24 protein-coding genes are annotated in these 23911 nt (G+C 67.4%); 14 read left to right on the forward strand and 10 right to left on the reverse strand.

Going from position 1 to position 23911, the window contains the following annotated elements:
- The first annotated feature begins 114 nt into the window (after positions 1–114).
- Entirely contained in the window at positions 115–1053 is a 939-nt protein-coding gene (locus OG874_RS20480) for a rhomboid-like protein (RefSeq protein ID WP_330256723.1), read from the forward strand.
- Here the strand turns inward: OG874_RS20480 and OG874_RS20485 are convergent.
- The 3 genes from OG874_RS20485 to OG874_RS20495 are packed head-to-tail and all read right to left on the reverse strand — an operon-like array spanning position 958 to position 3969.
- Positions 958–2139, reverse strand: coding sequence for a cation:proton antiporter (locus OG874_RS20485; RefSeq protein ID WP_330256724.1), 1182 nt, complete (start codon positions 2137–2139; stop codon positions 958–960). The two genes, OG874_RS20480 and OG874_RS20485, sit on opposite strands and share 96 nt — an antisense overlap.
- Positions 2140–2143: 4 nt before the next feature.
- Positions 2144–2626 (reverse strand): cation:proton antiporter regulatory subunit, encoded by a 483-nt coding sequence (locus OG874_RS20490; RefSeq protein ID WP_330257355.1) that lies wholly within the window; start codon positions 2624–2626, stop codon positions 2144–2146.
- A gap of 50 nt (positions 2627–2676) precedes the next feature.
- Positions 2677–3969: an IS4 family transposase gene (locus tag OG874_RS20495; protein ID WP_330252158.1), complete on the reverse strand. Its 1293-nt coding sequence runs from the start codon at positions 3967–3969 to the stop codon at positions 2677–2679.
- A gap of 334 nt (positions 3970–4303) precedes the next feature.
- Here OG874_RS20495 and OG874_RS20500 point away from each other — a divergent pair, with 334 nt between their 5' ends.
- Positions 4304–5503: a sensor histidine kinase gene (locus OG874_RS20500; protein ID WP_330256725.1), complete on the forward strand. Its 1200-nt coding sequence runs from the start codon at positions 4304–4306 to the stop codon at positions 5501–5503.
- The gene (locus OG874_RS20505) at positions 5500–6147 is read left to right on the forward strand and encodes a response regulator transcription factor (RefSeq protein ID WP_330256726.1); all 648 of its coding nucleotides are present in this window, start codon (positions 5500–5502) and stop codon (positions 6145–6147) included. Before OG874_RS20500 ends, OG874_RS20505 begins: the two co-directional genes overlap by 4 nt.
- 1 nt (position 6148) lies before the next feature.
- On the opposite strand, the gene OG874_RS20510 is transcribed toward OG874_RS20505, so the two are convergent.
- Positions 6149–6523, reverse strand: a complete 375-nt coding sequence (locus OG874_RS20510) for a DUF952 domain-containing protein (protein WP_330256727.1) — start codon at positions 6521–6523, stop codon at positions 6149–6151.
- A gap of 272 nt (positions 6524–6795) precedes the next feature.
- Here OG874_RS20510 and OG874_RS20515 point away from each other — a divergent pair, with 272 nt between their 5' ends.
- Positions 6796–6990: a DUF7455 domain-containing protein gene (locus OG874_RS20515; RefSeq protein ID WP_330256728.1), complete on the forward strand. Its 195-nt coding sequence runs from the start codon at positions 6796–6798 to the stop codon at positions 6988–6990.
- Positions 6991–7104: 114 nt separating this feature from the next.
- Here the strand turns inward: OG874_RS20515 and OG874_RS20520 are convergent, their stop codons facing one another.
- Positions 7105–7860, reverse strand: coding sequence for a TetR/AcrR family transcriptional regulator C-terminal domain-containing protein (locus tag OG874_RS20520; protein ID WP_442943370.1), 756 nt, complete (start codon positions 7858–7860; stop codon positions 7105–7107).
- Between the two features lie 119 nt (positions 7861–7979).
- Here OG874_RS20520 and OG874_RS20525 point away from each other — a divergent pair, with 119 nt between their 5' ends.
- Together OG874_RS20525 and OG874_RS20530 are read left to right on the forward strand one after the other, a co-directional pair.
- The gene (locus tag OG874_RS20525) at positions 7980–9758 is read left to right on the forward strand and encodes a DEAD/DEAH box helicase (RefSeq protein ID WP_330256729.1); all 1779 of its coding nucleotides are present in this window, start codon (positions 7980–7982) and stop codon (positions 9756–9758) included.
- Positions 9759–9835: 77 nt separating this feature from the next.
- Positions 9836–10405: a hypothetical protein gene (locus tag OG874_RS20530; RefSeq protein ID WP_330256730.1), complete on the forward strand. Its 570-nt coding sequence runs from the start codon at positions 9836–9838 to the stop codon at positions 10403–10405.
- A 258-nt stretch (positions 10406–10663) separates the two neighbouring features.
- On the opposite strand, the gene OG874_RS20535 is transcribed toward OG874_RS20530, so the two are convergent.
- Positions 10664–11233 (reverse strand): class I SAM-dependent methyltransferase, encoded by a 570-nt coding sequence (locus OG874_RS20535; RefSeq protein WP_330256731.1) that lies wholly within the window; start codon positions 11231–11233, stop codon positions 10664–10666.
- A gap of 55 nt (positions 11234–11288) precedes the next feature.
- Here OG874_RS20535 and OG874_RS20540 point away from each other — a divergent pair, with 55 nt between their 5' ends.
- Entirely contained in the window at positions 11289–12056 is a 768-nt protein-coding gene (locus tag OG874_RS20540) for an AraC family transcriptional regulator (RefSeq protein ID WP_330256732.1), read from the forward strand.
- A gap of 8 nt (positions 12057–12064) precedes the next feature.
- Here the strand turns inward: OG874_RS20540 and OG874_RS20545 are convergent, their stop codons facing one another.
- Complete coding sequence (locus OG874_RS20545) at positions 12065–12805, reverse strand: SDR family NAD(P)-dependent oxidoreductase (protein WP_330256733.1); 741 nt, start codon at positions 12803–12805, stop codon at positions 12065–12067.
- Between the two features lie 107 nt (positions 12806–12912).
- Here OG874_RS20545 and OG874_RS20550 point away from each other — a divergent pair, with 107 nt between their 5' ends.
- Positions 12913–13521 (forward strand): TetR/AcrR family transcriptional regulator, encoded by a 609-nt coding sequence (locus tag OG874_RS20550; protein ID WP_330256734.1) that lies wholly within the window; start codon positions 12913–12915, stop codon positions 13519–13521.
- Between the two features lie 27 nt (positions 13522–13548).
- On the opposite strand, the gene OG874_RS20555 is transcribed toward OG874_RS20550, so the two are convergent.
- Positions 13549–15207: a DEAD/DEAH box helicase gene (locus OG874_RS20555; protein WP_330257357.1), complete on the reverse strand. Its 1659-nt coding sequence runs from the start codon at positions 15205–15207 to the stop codon at positions 13549–13551.
- Between the two features lie 266 nt (positions 15208–15473).
- Between OG874_RS20555 and OG874_RS20560 the strand changes: the two genes are divergently transcribed.
- Positions 15474–16724, forward strand: coding sequence for a YihY/virulence factor BrkB family protein (locus OG874_RS20560; RefSeq protein ID WP_330256735.1), 1251 nt, complete (start codon positions 15474–15476; stop codon positions 16722–16724).
- Between the two features lie 69 nt (positions 16725–16793).
- Here OG874_RS20560 and OG874_RS20565 read toward each other — a convergent pair whose 3' ends face one another.
- Complete coding sequence (locus OG874_RS20565) at positions 16794–17039, reverse strand: DUF3039 domain-containing protein (protein WP_442943371.1); 246 nt, start codon at positions 17037–17039, stop codon at positions 16794–16796.
- Positions 17040–17146: 107 nt separating this feature from the next.
- Here OG874_RS20565 and OG874_RS20570 point away from each other — a divergent pair, with 107 nt between their 5' ends.
- On the forward strand, positions 17147–17569 hold the full coding sequence (locus tag OG874_RS20570; RefSeq protein ID WP_330256737.1) for a DUF3099 domain-containing protein: 423 nt from the start codon (positions 17147–17149) through the stop codon (positions 17567–17569).
- A 13-nt stretch (positions 17570–17582) separates the two neighbouring features.
- Here the strand turns inward: OG874_RS20570 and OG874_RS20575 are convergent, their stop codons facing one another.
- On the reverse strand, positions 17583–18866 hold the full coding sequence (locus tag OG874_RS20575; RefSeq protein WP_330256738.1) for an MFS transporter: 1284 nt from the start codon (positions 18864–18866) through the stop codon (positions 17583–17585).
- A 279-nt stretch (positions 18867–19145) separates the two neighbouring features.
- Between OG874_RS20575 and OG874_RS20580 the strand changes: the two genes are divergently transcribed.
- The 4 genes from OG874_RS20580 to OG874_RS20595 all read left to right on the forward strand — a co-directional run bounded on the left by OG874_RS20580 (position 19146) and on the right by OG874_RS20595 (position 23894).
- Complete coding sequence (locus OG874_RS20580; protein WP_330256739.1) at positions 19146–19886, forward strand: VOC family protein; 741 nt, start codon at positions 19146–19148, stop codon at positions 19884–19886.
- 64 nt (positions 19887–19950) lie between these two features.
- Positions 19951–21468: a DUF7782 domain-containing protein gene (locus tag OG874_RS20585; RefSeq protein WP_330256740.1), complete on the forward strand. Its 1518-nt coding sequence runs from the start codon at positions 19951–19953 to the stop codon at positions 21466–21468.
- Between the two features lie 194 nt (positions 21469–21662).
- On the forward strand, positions 21663–22631 hold the full coding sequence (locus OG874_RS20590; RefSeq protein WP_330256741.1) for a sigma-70 family RNA polymerase sigma factor: 969 nt from the start codon (positions 21663–21665) through the stop codon (positions 22629–22631).
- A gap of 246 nt (positions 22632–22877) precedes the next feature.
- Positions 22878–23894: a LacI family DNA-binding transcriptional regulator gene (locus OG874_RS20595; RefSeq protein ID WP_330256742.1), complete on the forward strand. Its 1017-nt coding sequence runs from the start codon at positions 22878–22880 to the stop codon at positions 23892–23894.
- Positions 23895–23911: the final 17 nt, after the last annotated feature.

Here is a 23911-nt window from a genome sequence, read left to right on the forward strand (position 1 = left end):
TATTGCCCGGGTGTGAATCGACGTTACGGCCGAACGACCAGGTCAGGTGAACCACGACACAGAGTTGGCGGGTCGGCGGACACGACGGCCCCGGACCCGGCAGACTTGGACACTGTGGTTGCCCCCACTTTGCGCCGAATCCACTCGCCCTGGACGCGAACCGTCGACATCCGCGACGAGCTCCGCGTGGTCTGGTCGTGGATACGTCGCCCGGGCCTGGCACGCCGAATCCTGCCCGAGCTTCGCCAGCATCTGTCCGGTGCACCGGCCAGTACGGCATACGCGTTCACGCTCTTCGTGACCTGGTGGACACTGCGCGGGGTCGGCGATTCGGTGGAGCGCAGGCTGATCTTCTCGGCCTCCACCAATCTCTACAACATGCAGCACAACCCGATTCAGGTGCTGGTTGCCTCGGCGTTCTGGACCCAGGGCCAGTTTCCCTGGGTCACCATCGCGGAGATTCTGGTGGTCATGGGCTTCGCCGAACGCTGGCTCGGCACCAGTCGCTGGATTCTGCTGTTCGCGACCGGTCATATCGGCGCGACGCTGCTGACCGTCACCGCGATCAGCCACGCCATCGACCGCCACATCATCTCGGTGCGGGTGCAATACGCCGCGGATGTCGGCACCAGCTACGGATTCACCGCGGTCCTTGCCGCCATGGCCTTTCACTTCCGCGGCGTGGTCCGCGTGGTGTGGGCGGGTGTCATCATCGTCGTCCTCGCCGCGGCGCTGTGGATCGGACCGACCTTCACCGACTACGGGCACATGTGCGCGGCGCTGATCGGTTTGGCGGTCGGTTTTGTGGCGTCGACCTTCTGGCGCCGCGTCGAACGCGCACGGGCCGCGAAAGAGGCGACGTCCGCTACGACGACAGATCCGCTCGCGGCTTCCGTGGACGCAACCAGGATTCCGGCGACCACGGACGGACCGACTTCCGCTGCGACACAGTCCGTATCAGGTGCTGACGGCCGGGCTGAAGCGGCGCTGCACCATACCGATGACCGGCTCGACGACGCGAGCCGCGATCGGGCCGAGCACCGCCATCAGTAGCACATACGCCGAGGCGAGCGCGGCCAGCTGACCGTCCACCGCACCCATGCTCACCGCCAAACCCGCAATGACTATGGAGAATTCGCCGCGCGCGACCAGCGCCGCGCCCGCCCGCGCCCGGCCCATCCGGCGGATACCCTGCCGGCTCGCCGCCCACCAGCCGGTCGCGACCTTGGTCACCACGGTGACCAACGCGAGCAGAATGGCCCAGCCGAGTACCGGCGGAATGGCCGTCGGATCGGTGCTGAGACCGAACGCCACGAAGAAGATGGCCGCGAACAGATCCCGGATCGGTTCCAGCAGCTTCGTCGCCTCGTGTGCGGTCGAGCCGGAGATCGCGATGCCGAGCAGGAACGCGCCGACCGCCGCCGACACGTTCAGCGCCGAGGCCAGACCCGCGACCAGCAGCGCCGCGCCCAGCAGCTTCAACAGGAACACCTCACGGTCGGCGCTGTCCACGATCGCCGAGACGTACCGGCCGTAGCGCAGCGCCACCACTAGGACGACGGTGACCGTGGCCAGGGCGAGGCCGAGGACGGTCAGTCCCGTCACGAAGCTGGTACCCGCCAGGATCGCGGTGAGGATCGGCAGATACATCGCCATCGCCAGATCCTCGAAGACCAGAATCGAGAGGATCACCGGGGTTTCCCGGTTACCGAGCCGCCCGAGATCATTGAGTACCTTGGCGACGATGCCCGAAGACGAGATGTAGGTGACTCCGGCCAGGGTGATGGCCCCGGTCATACCCCAGCCGAGCAACAGTGCGACCACCGCGCCCGGCGTCGCGTTCGCGACGATATCCACCAGACCCGCGCCCCAGGAGCGGCGCAGTCCGGTCACCAATTCGGCCGCGGTGTACTCGAGGCCGAGCAACAACAACAGCAGCACCACGCCGATTTCGCCTGCGATATGGCCGAATTCGTTCGCGGCCCCCAGTTCGACCAATCCGCCCTGGCCGAAGGCCAGCCCGCCGAGCAGGTACAGCGGAATCGGGGACATACCGAAGCGAGCCGCCACCCTGCCGAGCATGCCGAGGGCAAATAACACCGCCCCGAGCTCGACGAGGGCGAGTGCGGTTTCGTTCACGCGCTCACCCGTGCGTCAGGATCTTCGCGGCCGCGTCCAGACCGTCGGGCGTACCGACGACAACAAGTATGTCATCGGCGGCGAAGGTGAAATCCGGTCCCGGCGAGGGGTGCAGCTGCCCCGCGCGCATGACCGCGACGATGGAAGCCTTGGTGCGCGTGCGCAGTCCGGTCTCACCGAGCGTGCGGCCCTCGTACGGGGAGTCGTCGACGATGGGTAGTTGGCGGGTGGTGATCCCGGGCAGGTCGCGGTGGTCCTCGCGCAGCTTCGCGACCAACTGCGGCGCGCCCAGCAGGTTGGCGAGCACCGCGGCTTCGTCGGCGGTCAGCGGCACCTGCGCGGCGCAGGCGTCCGGATCGTCGAGTTTGGACACAATGAGATCGATGCCGCCGTCACGATGATCGACAACGCCGATCCGGCGGCCCGATCGCAGCTGGAAGTCTTTGCGTACCCCGATCCCGGGTAGGGCGGTGACATCGACATTCACACCTTCCACCCTAACCGCAAGGCCGCGCAGTTTGGGTTTCTGCTCGGTTGTCAACCGGGCAGGATATGAACGCTGATCTGGGTTTTGTAGATGTTGCGGTCGACCTCGCCCTTGGCGCGGTGTTTGGAGATGGCACGTTTGACGATGCGGGGGCTGGAGCGTTGGCGTCGTAGTGGCATCGGGCTGGACAGGACCGCGCGGCCGATGGTGCCGATCAGGTTGATCGTGGTGGTGGCGAGAACTCCGGTGGCCTGGATGAGCTGATCGCGGGCGGTGTGCACGGCGATGGTGAAACTGCCGCGGTCGGGGCTGAAACTCGGTGTGGCGAGCGCGGTATCGGCGATCGCGGTGCGCAGCGCCTGGTAGGTGATCAACAAGGCGTAGACCTCCTGCGCGACCCCGGCCGGGGTGCGGGCGCGCAGCACCCGCCCGCCGAGGATGGTCGATTTCAGTTCGAAATAGCTGGTTTCGATCTCCCACCGCTGATGGTAGAGATCCACCAATTCCTTTGCTGGATAACGCTTGTCGTCGGTCAGGGTTGTGATCAGCCGGTACCGCTCGACCCGGCGTGGCCCGCCGGCGCAGCTGACGGCGATCTCGGCGTCGATCACGCGCACGGTCGCCGTACCGGTGCGGGTCAGCCACGATCTGTCACCCAACCGCGCGATCGCGGGGACGCGCCGGTTGAGTTTGGCGCGGATCAGCAGATCTGCTCCGGTGCCGGTGATCTGCTCGATCAACGCCGTGACCGCGAAGTTCCGGTCGGCCAGCAACAGCATGCCTGGGCGCAGGCACCCCAAAAGTTGTGGTGCATAGGCTGTTTCCGCGATCCGCAACGGGCCGAACACGACATCGACGACGGTGCGGGTGCCACACGCCACCACCGTCAGCAACCGCAGCATCGGATACCCAGCCTGGGCGTGACCGCCGCCGTGACGCCCGAACTCGGCCACGTTGCCTGGGCTGTCAGCCACGAACACACTGGTGCCGTCGATCGCGCACACCAGCAGTCCCCGCCACCGCCGGGTCCCGGCGGCCGGGCCGGCGAGCAGATCGAACAACGCCTTCAGGGGTTTGACCCCGACGCGGCGCAACGCCTGTGACAAGGCCGGGGAACCAGGACACACGAACGATCCGCCGGGCAGCCCGGCACACAACCGCGCCCATACCTGCCGATACCCGATATCGGAGAACAACGCTCCGGCCAGCAGCAGATACACCACCACCCGCGACGGCAGCAGCCGCACTCGTGACCGCACGGCACCGGCCGTTTCCAGCGCCGCGTCGACCAGGTCGAACGACACGATCCGGGTCAGTTCCCCCAGATGCCCCGGCGCGAACACACCCTCCGCGACCGGCGAGGAACGATCAATGACACACTGAACTGACAGCGGAACTCCTCGATCGAGCGGATTGTCTTGGCGGACAACACCTCTCTACCAACAGTTCCGCTGTCCCCACTCACCACCCCACCCCGCTTGACACACCAGCTCACGCGTTAACTGCGCGGCCTTGACCCTAACCGGCAAAAGTGGCTGACCGGCGATGAGGCCCGCGATTGCGCTGACCTCATCGGCCGCGCGCGGAGCCCGAGGCATAGACGTCGATCCTCGGACCGACCGCGCCTCATTCCTTCGGCGGACCCGGCCACCACGCGGCGTGTGCTGTGATGATCCGGTGCGGCGGCAGTGGGAGGCGTTGTCGGCGACCGTGCAGGACGCGCTGGTCGTCGCCTTCGCGTTCGTGCTCGGCGTCGGGTTGTATCTATCCGGTCTGTTCGAGATGGCCAGCGATCTGAGCACCCACCCCACGCTGCCGGTGCGGATCGGGGTGCTGGCGCTGATCTGTGTGGCGACGTTCCTGCGGCGGCGCATGCCGGTGCTGGCCCTCGGTGTCGGGCTGATCCCATTCGGCCTCGATATCGCCCTCGGGCCGACGGTGCCGATCTGGCTCATCTATTCGGATCTGATCTATGCGGGCGTGCTGTACGCCACGCCCACACGCTCGCGCTTGGTGGTCGCGGTGGGCGGGGTGCTCTCGGTCGCGCTGACGGTACTGGCGCTGGTGTTCGGCGACTGGCGGATCGCGGTGATCACCATCGCGGCGCTGTTCGCGTTCGTCGCGACGCCGCTGTGGTGGGCGCTGTCGGTGCGCGGGCACAAGGAGATCGCGGAGGCCGAACGCAAACGCGCGCAGGCGATGACGCTGGTGGCCGAATTGGATCGGCGTGCCGCCATCGCCGACGAGCGCAAGACGATGGCGCGCGATCTGCACGATGTGATCGCGGGGCATCTATCCGCCATCGCCATCCAATCCGAAGCGGCGCTCGGCATACTCGCTCGGCAGGACACCGATCCCGCCGTCGCCGGAATCATCTCCTCGATCCGGTCCAACAGTGTCAGCGCTATGCAGGAGATGCGCACCATGATCGGTCTGCTGCGCCGCGACGACGGCGCCGAAGACGACATCGCCGCGCCGCGCAAGCTGGCCCAGCTGCCCATCCTGGTCGATGCGGCCCGTGCGGCCGGAATCACCGTGCGCGTGGCGGATTCGCTGAACGGGACGCCGTTGCCGAGCGCGGTCGACCAGGCCGCCTACCTCATCGTGCAGGAAGCGCTGACGAATGCGATGAAACATGCACCAGGACAGGAGGTCGACATCGACGTGCGGACGGACACAACGGCGTTAGCCGTCACGGTGCGCAATCCCACAGTGCCGGTGCGCCATCGACCGGCCGAGGAGGAGACGCGCCACAGCGGACTCATGAACATGCGGGAGCGAGCAGCGGCGCTGGGTGGCACCTTCACCGCTGGACCCGGTCCGGCCGGGTGGGAAGTGCTTGCCCGATTGCCGATCTCGGTGGTGCAACCGACATGAGCATCCGCGTGCTGATCGCCGACGACCACGGCGCGATCCGGGCGGGGCTCCGGATCATCCTGGAGACGGCCGAGGGCATTGAGGTGGTCGGCGAGGCCGCCGACGGCGATATCGCGGTGGCACAGGCCAAAGCGCTGCGCCCGGACGTCGTGCTGATGGATGTGCGCATGCCCGGCGTCGACGGCATCACCGCCACCGGTCGTATCACCGCCGACAGTCTGGCCAGGGTGCTCATCCTGACCACCTTCGATCTGGACGAGTACGTCTTCGGCACGCTGCGGGCGGGCGCATCGGGCTTCGTACTGAAATCCGCGTCGGGACAAGCACTTGTCGACGCGGTGCGCGCGGTGGCCGCGGGTGATGGCGTGCTCGCTCCGGAGGTGACCACCGCGGTCATCAACGCGTTCGCGTCGACCGACGCCGAGCACGGCCGATCCGCACCGGACGGTCTCGGCGATCTCACCGAGCGCGAGCGCGAGGTGCTCGACTGCCTCGGCGAGGGGCTGTCCAATGCGCAGATCGCCGGGCGTTTGTTCATCGGCGAGACGACGGTCAAGACGCATGTCTCGCGGGTGCTCACCAAACTCGGTGTGCGGTCCCGGGTTCAGGCCGCCATCGTGTCGCGCGAGGCCAGGGACCGGTAGTTCACGACGCGGGAAAGTTCGGGTCCAGCGCGGCGAAGATGCCGTCTGGACCGGGCTGGTACTCGATGACGGCCGTGACGGCGCCGACCGGCAGCGGACCGTACAGATGCGGGAACAACATCGACTCCGGATCCGTGGGCACGCCGGGCTCCCACTTCACCGGCGCGCCGACCCGGGCCGGATCGATGCGCAGCAGCACCATATCGCGCCGCCCCGCGAAAAGTCGGTTGGCCGGCAGATGTGCCTGCTGCGGCGTGGATAGATGGATGAACCCGATCTCCGCGAACGACTCCGGGCGGTACTCACCGGATTGTCGCGCGGTCAGCCATTCGGCGAGCGTGCAAATGTGAACGAGAGTGTGAGTGTCATGGATCACGGGTAATCTCCCGGTAGACAACTGGATAGGTGTTCGTGATCGTGGTCGAGTGGACCTTCGATGCGTGACCAGCGATGTTCGCCAGTAGCGAAATCCCAGGTCGTGTTATCGAAAACACACAGAATCACTTCCGGGAACAAAGCCCCCGTCCCGAACGTCTGACAAAGTAGTCATACCACTGCTGGGAAGTAGCGGTAGCGAGCCCGCGGAGTGACCACGGGCCCCACACCAGGTGAACGGACTGTAGTGCCGGGAGCCAGGACGGAGGAGTCATGCCAGGAACCCTGACAAGCACCCCACTGACCGCGGTCGATCGTTGCGACCGCTGCGGTGCTGCCGCACGAGTTCGTGCCGTATTGCCCGCAGGTGGCGAGTTGCTCTTCTGCCAGCACCACGCGAACGAACACATGGATCGCTTGAAGGAGCTCGAAGCCGTGATCGACACGGAATCAGCTCCGGCGCTCTGACCGGTCCTCGCGTCCCGACACAACAACATCGAACAACAGAACATCGCTGATAGATCCGAAAGCGGGCGACCCGGTCGCCCGCTTTCGGCGTTTGCGCAGCAGTTCCGGTGCGGTTCATTCGGCCCGCAGGTCGGCGAGGATGCCGTCCAGCAGCTTCGCCAGGCCGAAAACGAAGGCCCCGTCCGGGTCTGACGGCGCTTGATAGCGTTCGCCTACCACCGCGCCGACCCGCGACGCGAGCGGAAACTCCTCGACCGACATCACCTCGGTCAGCAGTGGACCGTGCTGCTCCCACCACTGCGCGTCGGTCAACTCCGTCGCACTGCGGATCCCGGCGATCGCCATTCGGGCATTGCCCGTAGCGAACTCCGACAGCACCGCGATCACCCGGTCCATCGCCAGGTCCGATAATCCGATCCCCTCGATCGCGGCCAGCTGACGTTCGTAGCGCCGCATCCGGCCCGGGCCGAGCACCAACCGCCACGGCGGCACCTCGAGCAGCCATGGATGCGCGATCAGTTCCGCACGCACCTGCCCGGCGATGGCGGCCATGCGATCACGCACCGGTAGGCCGGCGGGGATCAGCGCGTCCTGTTGCGCGACCGCGTCGACCATCAGCACGGTCAACGCCTCCTTGCTCGGCACGTAGGTGTAGAGGCTCATCGGGCGCAGCCCCAGCTCACCGGCGACCGCGCGCATCGACACCTTCTCGTACCCGTCCCGATCGGCGATGACGACGGCGGCAGCGATCACCGCATCGACACTGACCGTCTGCTTCGGCCCACGCCCACCGGAACGCGGCGGCACGGCATGCCGCCACAACAGACTCATCAGCTGCTCAGCCTGGCCAGCACGGGTGGCGTCGGTCACGTGCCCCTCTCGGAATCAACCCAGTACGGTGTACGTTGTTAGAATACTCCGTACACCATACGATGATTTAGGGGTTCGCGCTGCCCACGACACAGGCCACCTACCTACCCGACCGCCACATGTTCGCCCTCTGGACCTGGACCGGACACGCCCCGGGCCGCGCACCCGAGGGTGATCGAGAAACCATCACGCTGGCGGTCCCGACGGGACCGCAGGGCGCGATCGAGATCGCCGAAATCAACTGTGCGCTGGTCGATCCGGACGAGCTCCTGGACCTCGCCATCGATGACGTCGGACCATCCGTGCACGCTTGGCGCGCGCTGCTCCGAGACGGGGGTGATCCGGCCGCTGGGCAGACGGAGACCGGGGAGAACGCCACGTCGGGCCGCGTGACACCGCTACCCATCGCGGCGCATGCGGTACCCGATGCGGCCGGGTCGGCGATCGTGTCGGCCGAGCGGGCGGTGCGGGTGCTGCGTGAAACTCGTTGCGTCGCGACGGAATTGCGAACGGCATTGAAGGCGGAGTTGCGACCGTATCAGGCGCGTGGGGTGGGATGGTTGCATGAGACCGTCGCGGCGCATGGTGGAGCGGTGCTGGCGGATGAGATGGGGCTCGGGAAGACGGTACAGACCATCGGGTTTCTGGTCGGGCGGAGTGGGGGTGGGCCGCAACTCGTGGTGTGTCCGACGTCGTTGGTCGGAAACTGGGCGCATGAGATCACGCGGTTCGCGCCGGGACTGCGGCCGGTGCTGTGGCGCGGGGGTGAGGTCGTGGCCGAGGCGGGCACCGTTGTCGTGACCGGGTATCCGATGTTGCGGTTGCACGGCGGTGTGCTGGCCGAACAGACCTGGGCGACAGCCGTTTTCGATGAGGCACAAGCGTTGAAGAATCCGCGCACGCAGGTGTCGAAGGCCGCGCGGGCACTGACGGCGGGGGCGATGGTCGCGCTGACCGGTACGCCGGTGGAGAACCATCTCGAGGAGCTGTGGGCGCTGTTGAATCTGGTGGCGCCGCGACTGTTCGGACATCGCACCCAGTTCCGGCGTCGGTTCGTCCGGCCGATCCACGAGGGTTCGGCGGCCGCGGCGGCGCGGCTACGGGATGCATTGGAACCAGTGCTGTTGGCGCGCAAGAAGGCTCAGGTCGCCGCGTCGCTGCCGGCGAAGATCCACAGCGATCTGCTCTGCGATCTCACCACCGAGCAGGAAAAACTCTACGACCAACTACTCGACAAGGCCATCGACGACGGCTTCGGACATGGCGCGCAACGGCAGAGCCGGGTGCTCGCGGCGCTGACCGCTCTCAAACAGGTCTGCAATCATCCGGGCCTGATCACCGGCGAGCTCGGTGAATTGGGCGGCCGCTCGGGAAAGCTGGACCTGTGCACCGATATCGTGGCCAATAATCTCGAGACCGGTGATCCGACACTGATATTCACCCAGTATCGCGGCACCGGTGAACTACTGGTCCGCCACCTCGACGAGCAATTCGGGGTGCGTGCGCCGTTCTTCCACGGCGGCCTCGACCAGGCCGAGCGCGCCGCGATCGTCTCGGGCTTCCAGGCCGAAGACGGTCCGCCGGTGCTCATCCTGAGTCTGCGCGCCGCGGGCACCGGCCTCACGCTGACCCGCGCCGCCGATGTCATCCACTTCGACCGCTGGTGGAATCCGGCGGTCGAGGCCCAGGCGTCGGATCGGGTGCACCGCATCGGTCAGACCCGCACCGTCACCATCACCACCCTCACCTCGGGCACCACCGTCGAGGAGCACATCGCAGGCATGCACGACCGTAAATCCGCCCTCGCCGACCTCAGCGACTCGGCGGGCATCGCCGCACTGGCCCGCCTCGACGACGATCAGCTCGTCGAGATCCTGCGACGCAAACGGGAGAGCTGATGGCAGGGTCGCTGCAGCGCAACCGGGGGCGCTTCGCTTCCCCGGTCTGCGGATACCGACACAGCACAGGAGAACCAATGGCGGACAATGAATTCGGGTATACGGCCTGGGGGATGGACTGGGTTCGCTTGGCTGAACCGCTGCGTCAGACTCGCCCCGACCCGCTGCTCCCCCGCGCCCGCAGCATCGCCCGCAACAACGGTGTACAGACCACTATCGAGGGTCGCGTGATCCGCGCCGCCATCCACCGCGGCGGCCAGGCGTCGGTGACCCATCTCGAAGTGGCGCCGCTCCCCCGCCCGGCAATCACCGCGATCGCCGAAATCATTCCCGACACAACGGTACTCACCGACGATATGCACCGAGCCTTGGTTGTCGCGGGGACCAGCCCGGCCCCCAACCTCGCTGGTACCGACTGCTCATGCACGGCCCGCACGCCTCGCTGCGTGCACGTCCTCGCGGTGTACTACGACATGGCCCGCCGCATCGACGAAGACCCCCGCTCGGCCCTCGACATCCAAGGATATTTCCAAGCGGCACAGGATGATTCGCTGGCCCGCGCCGAGATCCCGCGATGGACTCCGATCAACATCCTCGACCCCGCGGTCTACTTCGAGGCCGCCGCAGCCGCCGTCCCGAAGGGGTAGGCCCGGCAACGCCGAGGCCGGTCGGCTCCAGAACTACCCGCAATGACGGTGCACCAGAGCAGATTCGCGGGGTGAGCTAGCTGGATCGACCCGAGTGGAACGCCGGAACCTGTCCGGATCGATCCCCGATCGGCGGCAATGCTGGTGCGATGCAACCCGACCCTGTCGACTGACGGGACCGGAGCAGATGCTGTCCACGCCAACGGCCAGTCGGTGCCCGAAAGTGTCCGCTCAGGTCCACTGGGCCCGCATGCGGCCTCACTCGGGGCGGTGGGCGCGGAAGCGGAAACTGGTTGTGCCGGTTTCGATCTCGATGTCGGTGAAGCCGATGCGGGTCAGGCGGTCGGCGGCGTTCTCCGGCGGGACCGGGAGGCAGGTGTCGCCGAGATGCATCAGACGGAACATGCGGCTGTCGAGGCCGTCGCTGCCCGCGAAGACTCCGCCCGGGCGCAGGACGCGGAGGGCTTCGGCGAAGAGGGCATCCTGTTCGCCGACGGTCGGCACGTGGTGCAACATCGTGAAGCATACGACCGAATCGAATTGTCTTGGCGGCAAGGGCATATCCGCGCCGTCGCCCTGGATTACCGTCATCGCGGTGCCGTGCCTGGTGCGCAGCCGATCGGCCAGCACTGGATCGATCTCGACTCCGGTGAGCGTGCTGGTGCGCCGGCACAACGCCCGCACATTCGCGCCGTAGCCGGGGCCGATCTCGAGTGCGGACGCGCCGAGGTCGAGGCCGGACAGCGCCCACGGGACGATCTTCGTCGCGCTGGCCCGTTCCCAGAGCGCAGAGCGGCACAGGAGTTTGTGGAAGTAGTTCATCGCCATACCGCTCACGCTAGGAGCGGACGGCTATGACCACGACAGGCTACGGTGACAAGTTGTGTCGCAAAACGGTCATCCGCTGATCCAGCCGGTCCCACCCGGCGCGACCGCCATGGTGTTCGGCGCCGGTGTGCTGCCCGCCGGCTTCTGGTTCGAGACCCATGAGCACCCGCAACACCAAATTGCCTGGGCCGCACGCGGAGTCATCGCCGTCGAGGTCGCCGACGACCGCTGGGTGCTGCCACCGACCCGCGCCCTCTGGATCCCCGGCGGCACCCGCCACCGCACCGGCACCTCGGACGGCGCGGCCATGCGCGGCATCTACCTCGAACCCGACCGCTGCCCGGTCACCCTGTCCGCCCCCACCATGCTCCGGGTCACCCGCTTGCTGCACGAACTCTTCGAGCACCTCACGGCCCCCGAAACCGCCCCCACGCACCGCGAGCGCGCGGAGGCGGTGATCTTCGATCTGCTCGAACCGGTCGATGTGATCCCCATCGGCGCCCACCCACCGACCGATCCCCGCGCCGCGCACATCGCCGACGCCCTGACCAGCAACCCCGCCGATCCCCGCACCCTCACCGAATTCGCCGCCGATACCGCCACCAGCCCACGCACCCTGGCCCGCCTCTTCCTGAGCGAAACCGGAATCACCTTCGGCCAGTGGCGAACCCAGATCCGCCTCGCCGCCTCCCTCCCCCTACTCGCGGCTGGCCTCCCCATCGCGCGTATCGCGGGTCGCGTCGGCTACGCCACCCCCAGCGCTTACATCGCCGCCTTCCGCCGCACCGTCGGTGTCTCCCCGGGCCAATACTTCAGCGGCTGATCCATGATCTAGGCGTTGGAGCCGCCGTCGACGGTGAAGGTCGCGCCGGTAATGCTGCGGCCGGACGGACCGGCGAGGAAGGCTACGGTGCCGGCGATATCGTCGGCGGTGCCGAAGCGGCCGAGGGCCGACAAGCCGACCTGGTAGGGGGCGTGGTCGCCGTCGGCCGGGTTCATGTCGGTGTCGGTGGAGCCGGGCTGCACGAGGTTCACCGTGATATTTCGCGGGCCCAGTTCGCGCGCAAGGGCTTTGGTGAATCCGTTGAGGGCGGACTTGCTCAGGTTGTAGAGCGAGAGTCCGCCGAATGGGGCGCGCTCGGACAGATTGGTACCGATGCTGATGATCCGCCCGCCCTCGGTCATATGCGTCACCGCGGCCTGTGCGCCGACGAACGCCGCCCGCGCGTGGACGTTGAGCGCGCGATCGATCTCCTCGACAGTGAACTCCTCGAATGGCTTGGCGGGGAAGATGCCCGCATTGTTGACCAGCACGTCGAGTCCGCCCAACTCGGCCGCGGTCCGATGCACCGCCTCGACAACCGCACCCGCGTCGGCACTGTCGGCTCGGATGGCGATCGCGCGACGGCCCAATGCTTCCAGTTCGGCGACCACCGACTTCGCCCGCAACTCATTGCTCTGATAGGTCAGCGCCACATTCGCGCCCGCGCCGGCCAGGTGTCGGGCGATCGCCGCCCCGATTCCCCGGCTACCGCCGGTGACCAGCGCCACCTTGCCCGTCAGGTCCGACATCGCAACTCCTCAAAATTCTGTGTCGATCAGTACATAAATAGCTAAGCGCATGAGCCGCAACCGCGTCAAGGGGTATATTTAACGATCGACACAGAAAGGAGCGGGCCATGGCCGAACGCGGACGTCCCCGCGCATTCGACCGCGAGGTCGCGCTGCGCCGTGCCATGAAAGTGTTCTGGGAGCACGGCTACGAGGGCTCGTCGCTGAGCGACCTCACCTCGGCGATGGGCATCAACTCACCGAGCCTGTACGCCGCCTTCGGCGGCAAGGAAGCGCTGTTTCGCGCGGCCGTCGGCCTCTACGGCCAGACCGACGGCAACTACACCGCCCGCGCGCTGCGAGAGGAACCCACCGCCCGCGCCAGTATCGAAGCGATGTTGCGCGACAACGCCATCGCCTACACCGCCGACGACAAACCCCACGGCTGCATGGTCGTCCTGGCCGGCTCCACCTACACCACCCGCAGCGAAACCATCCGCGACTTCCTGATCGAAAAGCGCCGCGAAACAACCGAAGATATCCGCGAACGCCTGAATCGCGGTGTCGCGGAAGGTGATCTGCCGCCGGACGCCGACACCGCCGCGCTGGCCGGTTTCTACACCACGATCCTGTACGGCCTGTCGATCCGAGCCCGCGACGGCGCGTCCCACGCCGAACTCACCCAGTCGATCGACTGTGCCATGGCCACGTGGCCCGTGTCGGCCGTTGCCCACTGACATAGGCCGGTACGCCGATCGTGGGCGCTACTTCTGACGCAACGCCGCGATCCGCTCGCCCAACTGATCGGCCGTCGCCAATGCCGTTGGCGGACCACCGCATTCGCGGCGTAACTCACCGTGGATCACGCCGTGCGGCTTACCGGTCCGATGGTGATGCATGGCGACGAGGCTGTTGAGCTCACGACGCAGCTCACCGAGCTTGTCCGCGGTCGCGACCCGTTCGGCGGCCGAGGCGATCTGCGGCGACGAGTCGGCTGCCGCGGCCTCGCCACGGTCGGCCAACTGCCGCGACTGCCGATCGCGCAACAGCGCACGCATCTGATCCGCGTCCAGCAGACCCGGAATCCCGAGATAATCCGCCTCCTCGGCACTGCCTGCGAAAGTCGCGGTGCCGAACGAGGATCCGTCGTAGATCACCTGATCGAGCTCGGCATCGGCGGCGAGCGCGACGAAGGGCCGCTCGTCCTCACCCGGCTCGTCCTTCTGCTTGTTCGCGTCGATCAGCAGTTCGTCTTCGAGGCCGTTCTGCTCCCGATGCGGCTTACCGATGACGTGATCGCGCTGCAGTTCCAGTTGCGCGGCCAGATCGAGCAGGACCGGCACCGACGGCAGGAACACACTCGCGGTCTCGCCGGGTTTGCGCGCACGCACGAACCGGCCGATGGCCTGTGCGAAGTACAACGGTGTCGACGCACTCGTGGCGTAGACGCCGACCGCGAGCCGCGGCACGTCGACGCCCTCGGACACCATGCGCACCGCGACCATCCACGGCTGGGTGTTGTTGCCGAACTCCGCGATCCGATCCGAGGAGGACGGATCATCGGAGAGCACCACCGCGGGTCTCTCACCCGAAATGTGCTCCAGCAGTTCGGCATAATCGCGAGCCCGCTCCTGATCGGTGGCGATCACCAGACCCCCGGCGTCGGGCATGCCGGTCGCGCGCAACTGACGCAGCCGGGTGTCCGCGGCGACCAGCACCTTCGACATCCAGTCCCCCGCCGGATCCAGCGCGGTGCGCCAGGCCCGAGCGGTGTGTTCGGCGCTGAGCGGCTCACCGAGGCGGGCCGAGTACTCCTCGCCAGCGCTGTCGCGCCAGTGCGCCTCACCGGAGTACGCCAGGAAGACCACCGGCCGAACCACGCCGTCGGCCAGCGCCTCCGCGTAGCCGTAGGCGTGGTCGGCGCGCGAGCGCGGGAAACCCGCTTCATCGGGCTCGTAGGTGATGAACGGGATCTGGCTGTCGTCGCTGCGGAACGGGGTGCCGGTCAGCGCCAGGCGCCGGGTCGCGTCGCCGAACGCCTCGGCGGTCGCCTCACCCCAGGACTTGGCATCGCCCGCGTGGTGGATCTCGTCGAGAATCACCAGCGTCCTGCGTCTTTCGGTGCGAACCCGGTGTCGCGTCGGATGCGAAGCGATCTGCGCATAGGTGACCACGACACCGTGATAGTCGCCGGAGGTTCCACCGGTCGCATTAGAGAAGCGTGAGTCCAGCTGAATGCCGGCGCGGGCCGCGGATTGGGACCACTGGTGCTTGAGATGCTCGGTCGGGGCGACCACGGTGATCTGGTCGACGGTGCGATCGGCCAGCAATTCGGCCGCGACCCGCAGTGCGAAGGTGGTCTTACCGGCACCCGGCGTCGCTACCGCGAGGAAATCCCTCGGCTTGGTGGACAGATACTTCATCAGGGCGCGGCGCTGCCACGCGCGTAGCGAACCACCCGAGGAACCCGCGGCGCTCGATGTTTGCGAATCGCCCGGTGTTTCCGCTTCTCCCGCCACAGCGGTGCCACCCGACCCAGTCACACCGACGACCCTATCCGCCTCCCATGGCGTGTCGCCAAACCGACGCGGCGTGGGCGACGGGCATCACAGTCGCGATCACCCGCCACGCTGTGTTCACCTGCTGCCCACCGACACGATGAGCTGGCGAACCGATACATTCGACCCGCATGCGAGATGCTGTAGTCACCATGACCGACGACAGTGCCCGACCGCGCGACACCCCAGGGACCGGCGACCAGCCGATCCACAGCGGTGGTGGCGGCGCGGAACCCACCGCGGCGAGTTACGCGCACGCGGCCGCCGCGGGGCTGGCGCACGCCGCGCGACAGGGCGGCAAACTCGTCCTGCGGGTGGCGGTGAAGTCATGGAACGACTCGATTTTCGCCAAGTCCGCGGCCGCGGCGTTCTGGCAGACGATGTCGCTGGCGCCGCTGCTGCTCGGGGTGCTCGGTAGCCTCGGTTACGTCGGGGAATGGTTCGGACCCGACACGGTGGAGATCGTCGAGCAGAAGATCATCGCGTTCAGCCGGGACCTGTTCAGTACGAACGTGGTGAGCGATCTGATCGAACCGACCGTCACCGATGTACTCGGCCGCGGCCGTGCCGCCTTCGTGTCGGTGGGTTTCGTGCTGTCACTGTGGGCCGGATCCTCGGCGATGTCGACCTTCGTCGATTCGATCGTCGAGGCGCACGGCCAGAAGGATGCGCGGCATCCGGTGTGGCAGCGGATCTTCGCGCTGCTGCTGTATGTGCTGTTCCTGGTGGTCGCGGTATTCCTGCTGCCGCTGATCGCGCTCGGTCCGACGCTGATCGGCCGGGTGCTGCCGGATTCGTGGCGCGAACCGGGACTGCGGCTGATCGACTCGTTCTACTACCCGGGTGTGGGCCTGCTGCTGATCATCGGGCTCACCACGCTCTACAAGCTGGCGCTGCACAAATCGCTGCCATGGCACCGGTTGTTCGGCGGGGCGCTCGTCGCGGGCGTGTTCTTCATGGCCGCCAGCGAGGGCCTGCGCCGCTACCTGACCTGGGTCACCAAGACCGGCGTCAGTTACGGCGCGCTGGCCACGCCGATCGCATTCCTGCTGTTCACGTTCTTCCTCGGCTTCGCGGTCATCCTCGGCGCCGAATTCAATGCCGCGGTCCAGGAATTCTGGCCCGCCCGCTCGACCCGCATCGACCAGGTCAAGGAATGGCTGTCGAACCAGCTCGGTGGCGACGCGTCCGACGACTCCGATACCGACTCGACCACCGATCCCGCGCCGGACCCGGCCGTCACGCCAGATCGCGCCCCCACTCCGCAGGCCGGAGCCGACTCGCCGAACCTGGCGGCCCCCTCGAAACGCAGCCCCGGGGCAGCGCAGGCAGCATCGACACAGCGAAACCCCCGAACCCACGTGGAGTTCAGGGGCCGATAAGGCAGACAGACAGCGACGACGCCCGGGCGCGCGTCGGCGCGCCGGGCGGATCGTCACCGCACGGTCGACTCAGTCGCCCTTGCGCAGGCCGTCGTAGACCTTCTTGCAGTCGGGGCAGACCGGCGAACCAGGCTTCGCCGAGCGGGTCACCGGGAAGACCTCACCACAGAGGGCGACCACGTGGGTGCCCATCACGGCGCTCTCGGCGATCTTCTCCTTCTTCACGTAGTGGAAGAACTTCGGGGTGTCGTCGCTCGTCGTCTCGTCGGTGGTCGTATCCGGGCGAACCAGAGTGTCACTACTCACGGATTCCATGATGCCGCATCCGCGCAAGCTCGGCCGCGCACGGTCGGTGACAAGCGTGTTCGTCCGGTTGACCAGGTCATGTGCGGTCCGCCCTCGACAGTGGAAGACTCGGAGATATGCAGCAGTACGGCGACACCCCCGACGCCGACGACATCGGCAGCGGTGATCGCCCGGACGTGACAGTGCCGACACCACCACCGCGCAAATCCGCCGGTTACTTCCCTGGCAACGATGACAAACACCCGGTGCTGATCACCGAGGCGGCACCGTCGCTGGAAGACCAGCACCGCGCCAGGGTCCGCCGCTACACCATCATCATGGCCTTCCGCATCCCCTGTCTGATCCTGGCGGCGATCGCCTACAGCATGTTCAGCAGCGCCCTGATCTCCATCCTGATCATCGCCGCCTCCATTCCCCTGCCCTGGATCGCGGTCCTGATCGCCAACGATCGCCCCCCGCGCCGCAAGGACGAACCCAGCCGCTGGGACCGCCCCCACAACGCCATCGAATCCCGCCCCCACAACGCCATCGACAGCTGAGGCCCCGCGACGGTCAGGCGTGGCGGCGGATGCCCGCGGACATCAAAGCCGCTGCGGCGCAGAGGGCTCCGGCGATGTACCAGGCGAGGTTGTAGGAGCCCTGGACGTCGCGGATGACGCCCGCTCCGGTCGCCGCGATGGCGGAACCGATCTGGTGCGAGGCGAAAACCCAGCCGAAGGCGACCGGACCGTCCGCGCCGAAGAGTTCGCGGCAGAGTGTGACCGTCGGCGGGACCGTGGCGATCCAGTCCAGGCCGTAGAAGATGATGAACACCCACATGCTCGGCTGGGTATCCGGCGCGAACAGCGACGGCAGGATGAGCAGCGACAGACCGCGCAGGGTGTAGTAGCCGACCAGCAGATAGCGGGGATCGACACGGTCGGTGAGCCAGCCGGAAAAGATGGTGCCCGCCACATCGAAGATCCCGACCAGTGCCAGCAGGCCCGCCGCGGTCGTCGGCGGCATGCTGTGATCGTGTGCGGCACTGACGAAATGCGTGCCGACCAGGCCGTTTGTCGAGGCGCCGCAGATCGCGAAGCCGCCTGCGAGCAGCCAGAATCCGGGCTTGCGCGCGATCGTGGCCAATACGGTCAGCGCGCGGGACGCGCCGCCGGTCGCGGGCACCCGGAGCCCGACCGTGCTGCCCGGTTCCGCGCCGTACGCGGAAACACCCGCGTCACTGGGGAAGTCGCGAATGAACAGCAATACCAGCGGCACCACCGCCAGCGCGACGCACGCGACAATCACCGAGGGCACCCGCCAACCGTGCGCGTGCGCCACCGCGGACACCACCGGCAGGAAGATCAGCTGCCCGGTCGCGCCCGCCGCGGTGAGCACACCGGTCACCAGTCCGCGCTGGCGCACGAACCAGCGGCCGGTGATCGTCGCCACGAACGGCATCGACATCGATCCGACGCCGATACCGACCAACAGCCCCCAGGTCGCCATCAAATGCCAAGGCTGGGTCATGAATACGGTGAGCCCGCTGCCCGCCGCGACCAGCACCAGCGCGCACGCCACCACCCGGCGGATGCCGAATCGATCCATCAGCGCCGCCGCGAACGGTGAAATCAGCCCGTACAACAGCAGATTCAGCGATACCGCGGCCCCGATGGTGCCGTGTGACCAGCCGAACTCCTCGTGCAGCGGATCCAGCAGCACACTCGGCACCGAACGGAACGCGGCCGCGCCGAGCAGGGCGATGAAGCCGACAGCGGCGACGATCCAGGCGGGGTGCAGCCGCCGTGTCGGGGCATCGACAGGTCCCGCCACCGGGGGCGTCCGCAGTTCGGTCACCCCGCTGAGCCTGCCGGAATCCGGCCGTTCGAGCGAGTGGCCGCGATGCCATAAACCGCCGAGATCGTGCCAGCCGACCGAATCCGAAACCGCCTCGACAGCGTCGCGAGCTCCCCCTACTGTGTGGCGGGGATACGAGACGGGAACTCCCTCGGCACACGTGATGTGCGACACACCTGCACCGAACAGGGTGCAGGACGCCGTCGAAGCGCGGAAGGTGCGACACCATCGCACGGCGCTCTCGGCATGGGAACTCTCGCAGGAAACAGGAGACACAGCATGATTCGGTGGGTCTGGGCCTTCCTCGACCGCCCGGCACAACGTTTCGACGAATGTACGACGTTCTGGTCGACGATCACCGGCACCCAGCTCTCGCCCCGGCGCGGTGAGAACGACGAATTCCTCACTCTCCTACCGGATCCCGCACTCTTCGCGGCTGCGGGCGTCAAGATGCAGGCGGTGACCGGACTCAGCGGTGTGCACCTCGATCTCGACGTCGACGACGTCGCGGCCGCGGTCCGTATCGCACTCGACCTCGACGCCGATCTGGTCGCCAACCACAAGAGCTACGCCGTATTGCGCTCACCGGGCGGTCAGATCTTCTGCTTCACCCCGAGCGGCCGCGCCAAAGCCACACCCACACCGGCGTTTCGCGCCCCCGACGGCACCCTGACCCGCCTCGACCAGGTCTGCCTCGATATCGGCCCCACCGACCATGCCGCCGAAACCCGCTTCTGGACCATCCTCACCAGCTGGGACCTGGTGCAGGGCCGCCTGCCCGAATTCGCCCGCCTGCGCGCGAAAGAGCCGATGCCCGTACAACTTCTGCTGCAGCGCCTCGGCGAGGACCGACCGGCCGGCGCGCACATCGACCTGTCCTCCGCCGACATCGACGCGACGGCGGCCTGGCACCAATCCCTCGGTGCCTCCCTGATCGAGCGCCACCAACACTGGATCGTGATGTCCGATCCGGCCGACGCGCCGTACTGCATCACCAGTCGCGACCCGAACGGCGTCTGACCGATCGCGTGACACTCCAGTACTCGTTTCGAGTGCTGGAGTGTTGCGGTGGCAAAGTACCGGTGTGCCTACCAACCGGACGACGACCGGATCGCTGCTCACCGCGTTGTGCCCCGACCTGCGGACCGCGCTGACCCGAGTCGGCTACGACGCCGACACGCTGCTGGAGGTGCTCGGCGCGGACGTGCACGCCGCGCTCGGCCGCTCCGAACCGGTCCCGGTGCGCCGGGCCGCGCGTGCGGCCGGGGCGCTGGGCACCCTGATCCGCCTGTTGCTGCTCGGTGACCTACTGCCGGAACCGGAGGTCGCGGCGGCGCTGGCCCCGCTGGAGGTCGATCGCGCGGTGGCGGCGGGACTGCTGACCCGCGACGGCGGCGATGTGCGCGCGGCCCTGGATCTGCGCCCACTGGACGCGGGCGAGGGCACCCGCTGGATTCTGTCCGACCTCGACGATTCGATGCGCAGACGCACCCTCACCGAGGACCACGTGCTCGGTGTCGGTCACGCCTCGCTCTCGCTGCTGCGCGCCACCCCGACCCGCCGTGTCGGTTCGGTCCTCGACCTCGGCACGGGCTGCGGCGTCCAGGCCGTGCACGGCGCCGCCTACGCGGACCGGGTGACCGCCACCGACGTGAACACCCGCGCACTGTGGCTGGCCGAGGCGACAGCCGCACTCAACGAACTCGATATCGAACTGCTGGAAGGTTCGTGGTTCGAGCCGGTGACTGGTCGCCGCTTCGACCAGGTCGTGGCCAATCCGCCGTTCGTCGTCGGCCCCGCCCGCATCGAGCACACCTATCGTGACTCCGGCCTCGCCCTCGACGGCGCAAGCGAATTGGTGATCTCCCAGGCCCCGGATCTGCTCGCGCCCGGCGGCACCGCCGCCATGCTCGCGGCCTGGGTACATGTGGACGGCGAGGACTGGCGCCAACGGGTCTCCTCCTGGCTGCCCGCGCACGGCGTCGACGCCTGGGTGGTGCAGCGCGATGTGGCCGATCCCGCCCTCTATGTCGGAACCTGGTTGCGCGACGCGGGTTCGGATCCGCGCGATCCGGACGCACAGGCCCGCGCCGAACAGTGGCTCGACGCGTTCACCGCCTCCGACGTCGAGGGCATCGGCTTCGGCTTCGTCTACCTGCGCGCCATCGATGGCCCCACCGAGGTACTCGCCGAGGATCTCACCCACGGCTTCGACGACCCATTGGGCCACGAAGCCACCAAGTATTTCGCGCGCTCGGCCTGGTTGCGCCGCGCCGCCGCTGCGGAAAACCTCGCGTGGTCCGCACATTTCGTGGTCGATCCGGCCACCGCGCTGGAGCGGGTCTACCTGCACGGCGAGGACGGCTGGACGCAGCAGGTCGCGCGGCTGCACCGCGGCGACGGCCCGCGCTGGCAGCACGAGGTGGATGAGTCCACCATCGCACTCGTGGCGGGAATGCGTGCCGACGGTTTGCCGTTGGAAGAATTGATCGAACTGCTGGCGCTCGCCCACGGATCAGACGAGGTGACCCAGGAGTTCGCGGCCGACGCATTATCCGTGGTGGCCGGGTTGGTTCGCCACGGTTTGGTGCGACCGGTGTAACGAAGCGGCAACTCCGCATCGCGCATCGGACACGCACTCGACCCAGAGTCGCACTGCGGTGTGCTTCTCAGGAACTTCTCAGATGCGAGTGACGGAAACCGCAGTTCAGAGCGGTTTATCGGAGCAGTAACGGGGAACTTTCTACCTGTCGGGTCCGTTGTTCGGAGTGAGACACCACCGACAGGAGGCAAGTCATGACAAGCCCCGCCACCACTCGAGTGCGCGCCAGCGATTCCGACCTCGACGCCCAGAGCCCTGCCGCCGACCTGGTACGCGTGTACCTGAACGGGATCGGCCGTACCGCACTGCTCACGGCAGCCGACGAGGTCGAGCTGGCCAGGCGTATCGAGGCGGGCCTCTATGCGCAGCATCTGCTGGAGACCGGCAAACGGCTGTCGGCCACCCGCAAGCGCGATCTGGCCATTATCGTCCGCGAGGGCCAGTCCGCTCGCGCGCATTTGCTCGAAGCCAACCTCCGGCTCGTGGTTTCGCTCGCCAAGCGCTACACCGGCCGCGGCATGCCGCTGCTGGATCTGATCCAAGAGGGCAACCTCGGCCTGATCAGGGCGATGGAGAAGTTCGATTACGCCAAGGGCTTCAAGTTCTCCACCTATGCCACCTGGTGGATCCGGCAGGCCATCACCCGCGGTATGGCCGATCAGAGCCGCACCATTCGCCTGCCTGTGCATTTGGTCGAGCAGGTCAACAAGCTGGCCAGGATCAAGCGCGAACTGCATCAGCAGCTCGGCCGCGAGGCCACCGACGCGGAGCTGGCCAACGAGTCCGGCATCCCGGTCGACAAGATCTCCGATCTGCTCGACCACAGCCGCGACCCGGTAAGCCTGGACATGCCGGTCGGCAACGATGAAGAGGCCCCGCTGGGCGATTTCATCGAGGACTCCGAGGCCACCTCGGCCGAGTCCGCGGTGATCGCTGGACTGCTGCACCACGATGTGCGCAGCGTGCTCGCCACCCTGGACGAGCGTGAGCAGCAGGTCATCCGGTTGCGCTTCGGCCTGGACGACGGCCAGCCGCGCACCCTCGATCAGATCGGCAAGCTCTTCGGGCTCTCCCGCGAGCGGGTGCGCCAGATCGAGCGCGAGGTCATGTCCAAGCTGCGCAAGGGTGAGCGGGCCGATCGCCTGCGCGCCTACGCGAGCTGACCCTCCCGATAACTCGTGCTGGTGACCCCGGCACGTGCCCATGACGCCGGACTACATCCGAGGCCGGTCCGGCGTCCGGCTCGGTGACCTGGGAGGTCACCAGAAGCGCCGACCGGTGTCCGCGCGTCTCGTCCCCTCCGGGTTCGCGCGAGCCGGTCGGCGATTCCTTTCCGAAAAAGCGTTTCCCCCACCAGTGCTTCCCATTGTCGGCAATGGCACCGTCCGCGCGGTGCATAGTATTTCGCAATGCAGGGACCGACGCTCCGCGATGTGGCCTCCGCGGCGGGTGTGCATACCGCGACGGCCTCACGCGCACTGAATCCGAACGCTCGCGCGTTGGTGCATCCGGATACCGCACGTCGGGTACTGCGGGCGGCGGAATCGCTCGGTTACCGGCCGAATCCGATTGTCCGGAGTTTGAAGACCACGAAGTCGGGCACCATCGGGCTGGTCATCCCCGACCTCACCAACCCACTGTTCCCACCCATCGTGCGCGGCATCGAGGATGTTCTGGCCCCTGCTGGTTACAGCACCCTCATCGTTGATACCAACGACCGTCCCGACCGCGAGCAGGCTCAGATCGCCTCGCTGCGCTCGCGCCGAGCCGATGGTCTGATCATCGCCACCGCCCTGCTCGATCACCCGCTGCTGCGGGAGCTGGGCGAGCAGGGCGTGGCCACGGTCCTCGTGAACCGCCGCACCGACGGCCTCGACGTCGGGTCGGTCTCAGCCAATGACGCGGCCGGAATCGGTCTCGCCGTCGAACATCTCGTCGACCTCGGCCACCGTCGAATCATCCACCTCGCGGGCCCGCAGACGACCTCCACCGGCGTGGACCGCCTGCGTGCCTTCCGAACCGCCGTCCGCGAGCACGGTCTCGACGACTCCTGCCGAATCGTGCTGTGCGACAGATGGACCGAGGACGCCGGAGCCCGAGCCCTGCGCACCGCACTCGATTCCGGCGCACCGTTCACCGCCGTGGTCGCCGGAAGCGATCTGATCGCCCTCGGCTGCTACGAGGTCTTCGCCGAACGCGAGATCACCTGTCCGACCGACATCAACGTCGTCGGCTTCAACGGCATCCCCTTCCTCGACAAGCTCTGTCCCCCGCTGACCACGATCAATATCCCGCACCACGATATCGGCCGAGAAGCCGCCCGCATGCTCCTCGAATCGATCGCCGAACCCAACCGCACCCCCCGCTCCGTACTCTTGCCACCCTCCTTGGTGGTCCGCGGCTCGACCGCCCCACCACGCCCCTGACACGGCTCGGTCGCGCC

The organism is Nocardia sp. NBC_00565 (genome assembly GCF_036345915.1).
Classification (GTDB): Bacteria; Actinomycetota; Actinomycetes; order Mycobacteriales; family Mycobacteriaceae; genus Nocardia.

Excerpts from the sequence above, each read along its gene's own strand:
- OG874_RS20505 (WP_330256726.1), top strand. The coding sequence starts at position 5,500 with ATGAGCATCCGCGTGCTGATCGCCGACGACCACGGCGCGATCCGGGCG.
- OG874_RS20515 (WP_330256728.1), top strand. The coding sequence starts at position 6,796 with ATGCCAGGAACCCTGACAAGCACCCCACTGACCGCGGTCGATCGTTGC.
- OG874_RS20525 (WP_330256729.1), top strand. The coding sequence starts at position 7,980 with ATGTTCGCCCTCTGGACCTGGACCGGACACGCCCCGGGCCGCGCACCC.
- OG874_RS20530 (WP_330256730.1), top strand. The coding sequence starts at position 9,836 with ATGGCGGACAATGAATTCGGGTATACGGCCTGGGGGATGGACTGGGTT.
- OG874_RS20535 (WP_330256731.1), bottom strand. The coding sequence starts at position 11,233 with ATGGCGATGAACTACTTCCACAAACTCCTGTGCCGCTCTGCGCTCTGG.
- OG874_RS20545 (WP_330256733.1), bottom strand. The coding sequence starts at position 12,805 with ATGTCGGACCTGACGGGCAAGGTGGCGCTGGTCACCGGCGGTAGCCGG.
- OG874_RS20550 (WP_330256734.1), top strand. The coding sequence starts at position 12,913 with ATGGCCGAACGCGGACGTCCCCGCGCATTCGACCGCGAGGTCGCGCTG.
- OG874_RS20555 (WP_330257357.1), bottom strand. The coding sequence starts at position 15,207 with ATGAAGTATCTGTCCACCAAGCCGAGGGATTTCCTCGCGGTAGCGACG.
- OG874_RS20560 (WP_330256735.1), top strand. The coding sequence starts at position 15,474 with ATGCGAGATGCTGTAGTCACCATGACCGACGACAGTGCCCGACCGCGC.
- OG874_RS20565 (WP_442943371.1), bottom strand. The coding sequence starts at position 17,039 with ATGGAATCCGTGAGTAGTGACACTCTGGTTCGCCCGGATACGACCACC.
- OG874_RS20570 (WP_330256737.1), top strand. The coding sequence starts at position 17,147 with ATGCAGCAGTACGGCGACACCCCCGACGCCGACGACATCGGCAGCGGT.
- OG874_RS20580 (WP_330256739.1), top strand. The coding sequence starts at position 19,146 with ATGATTCGGTGGGTCTGGGCCTTCCTCGACCGCCCGGCACAACGTTTC.
- OG874_RS20590 (WP_330256741.1), top strand. The coding sequence starts at position 21,663 with ATGACAAGCCCCGCCACCACTCGAGTGCGCGCCAGCGATTCCGACCTC.
- OG874_RS20595 (WP_330256742.1), top strand. The coding sequence starts at position 22,878 with ATGCAGGGACCGACGCTCCGCGATGTGGCCTCCGCGGCGGGTGTGCAT.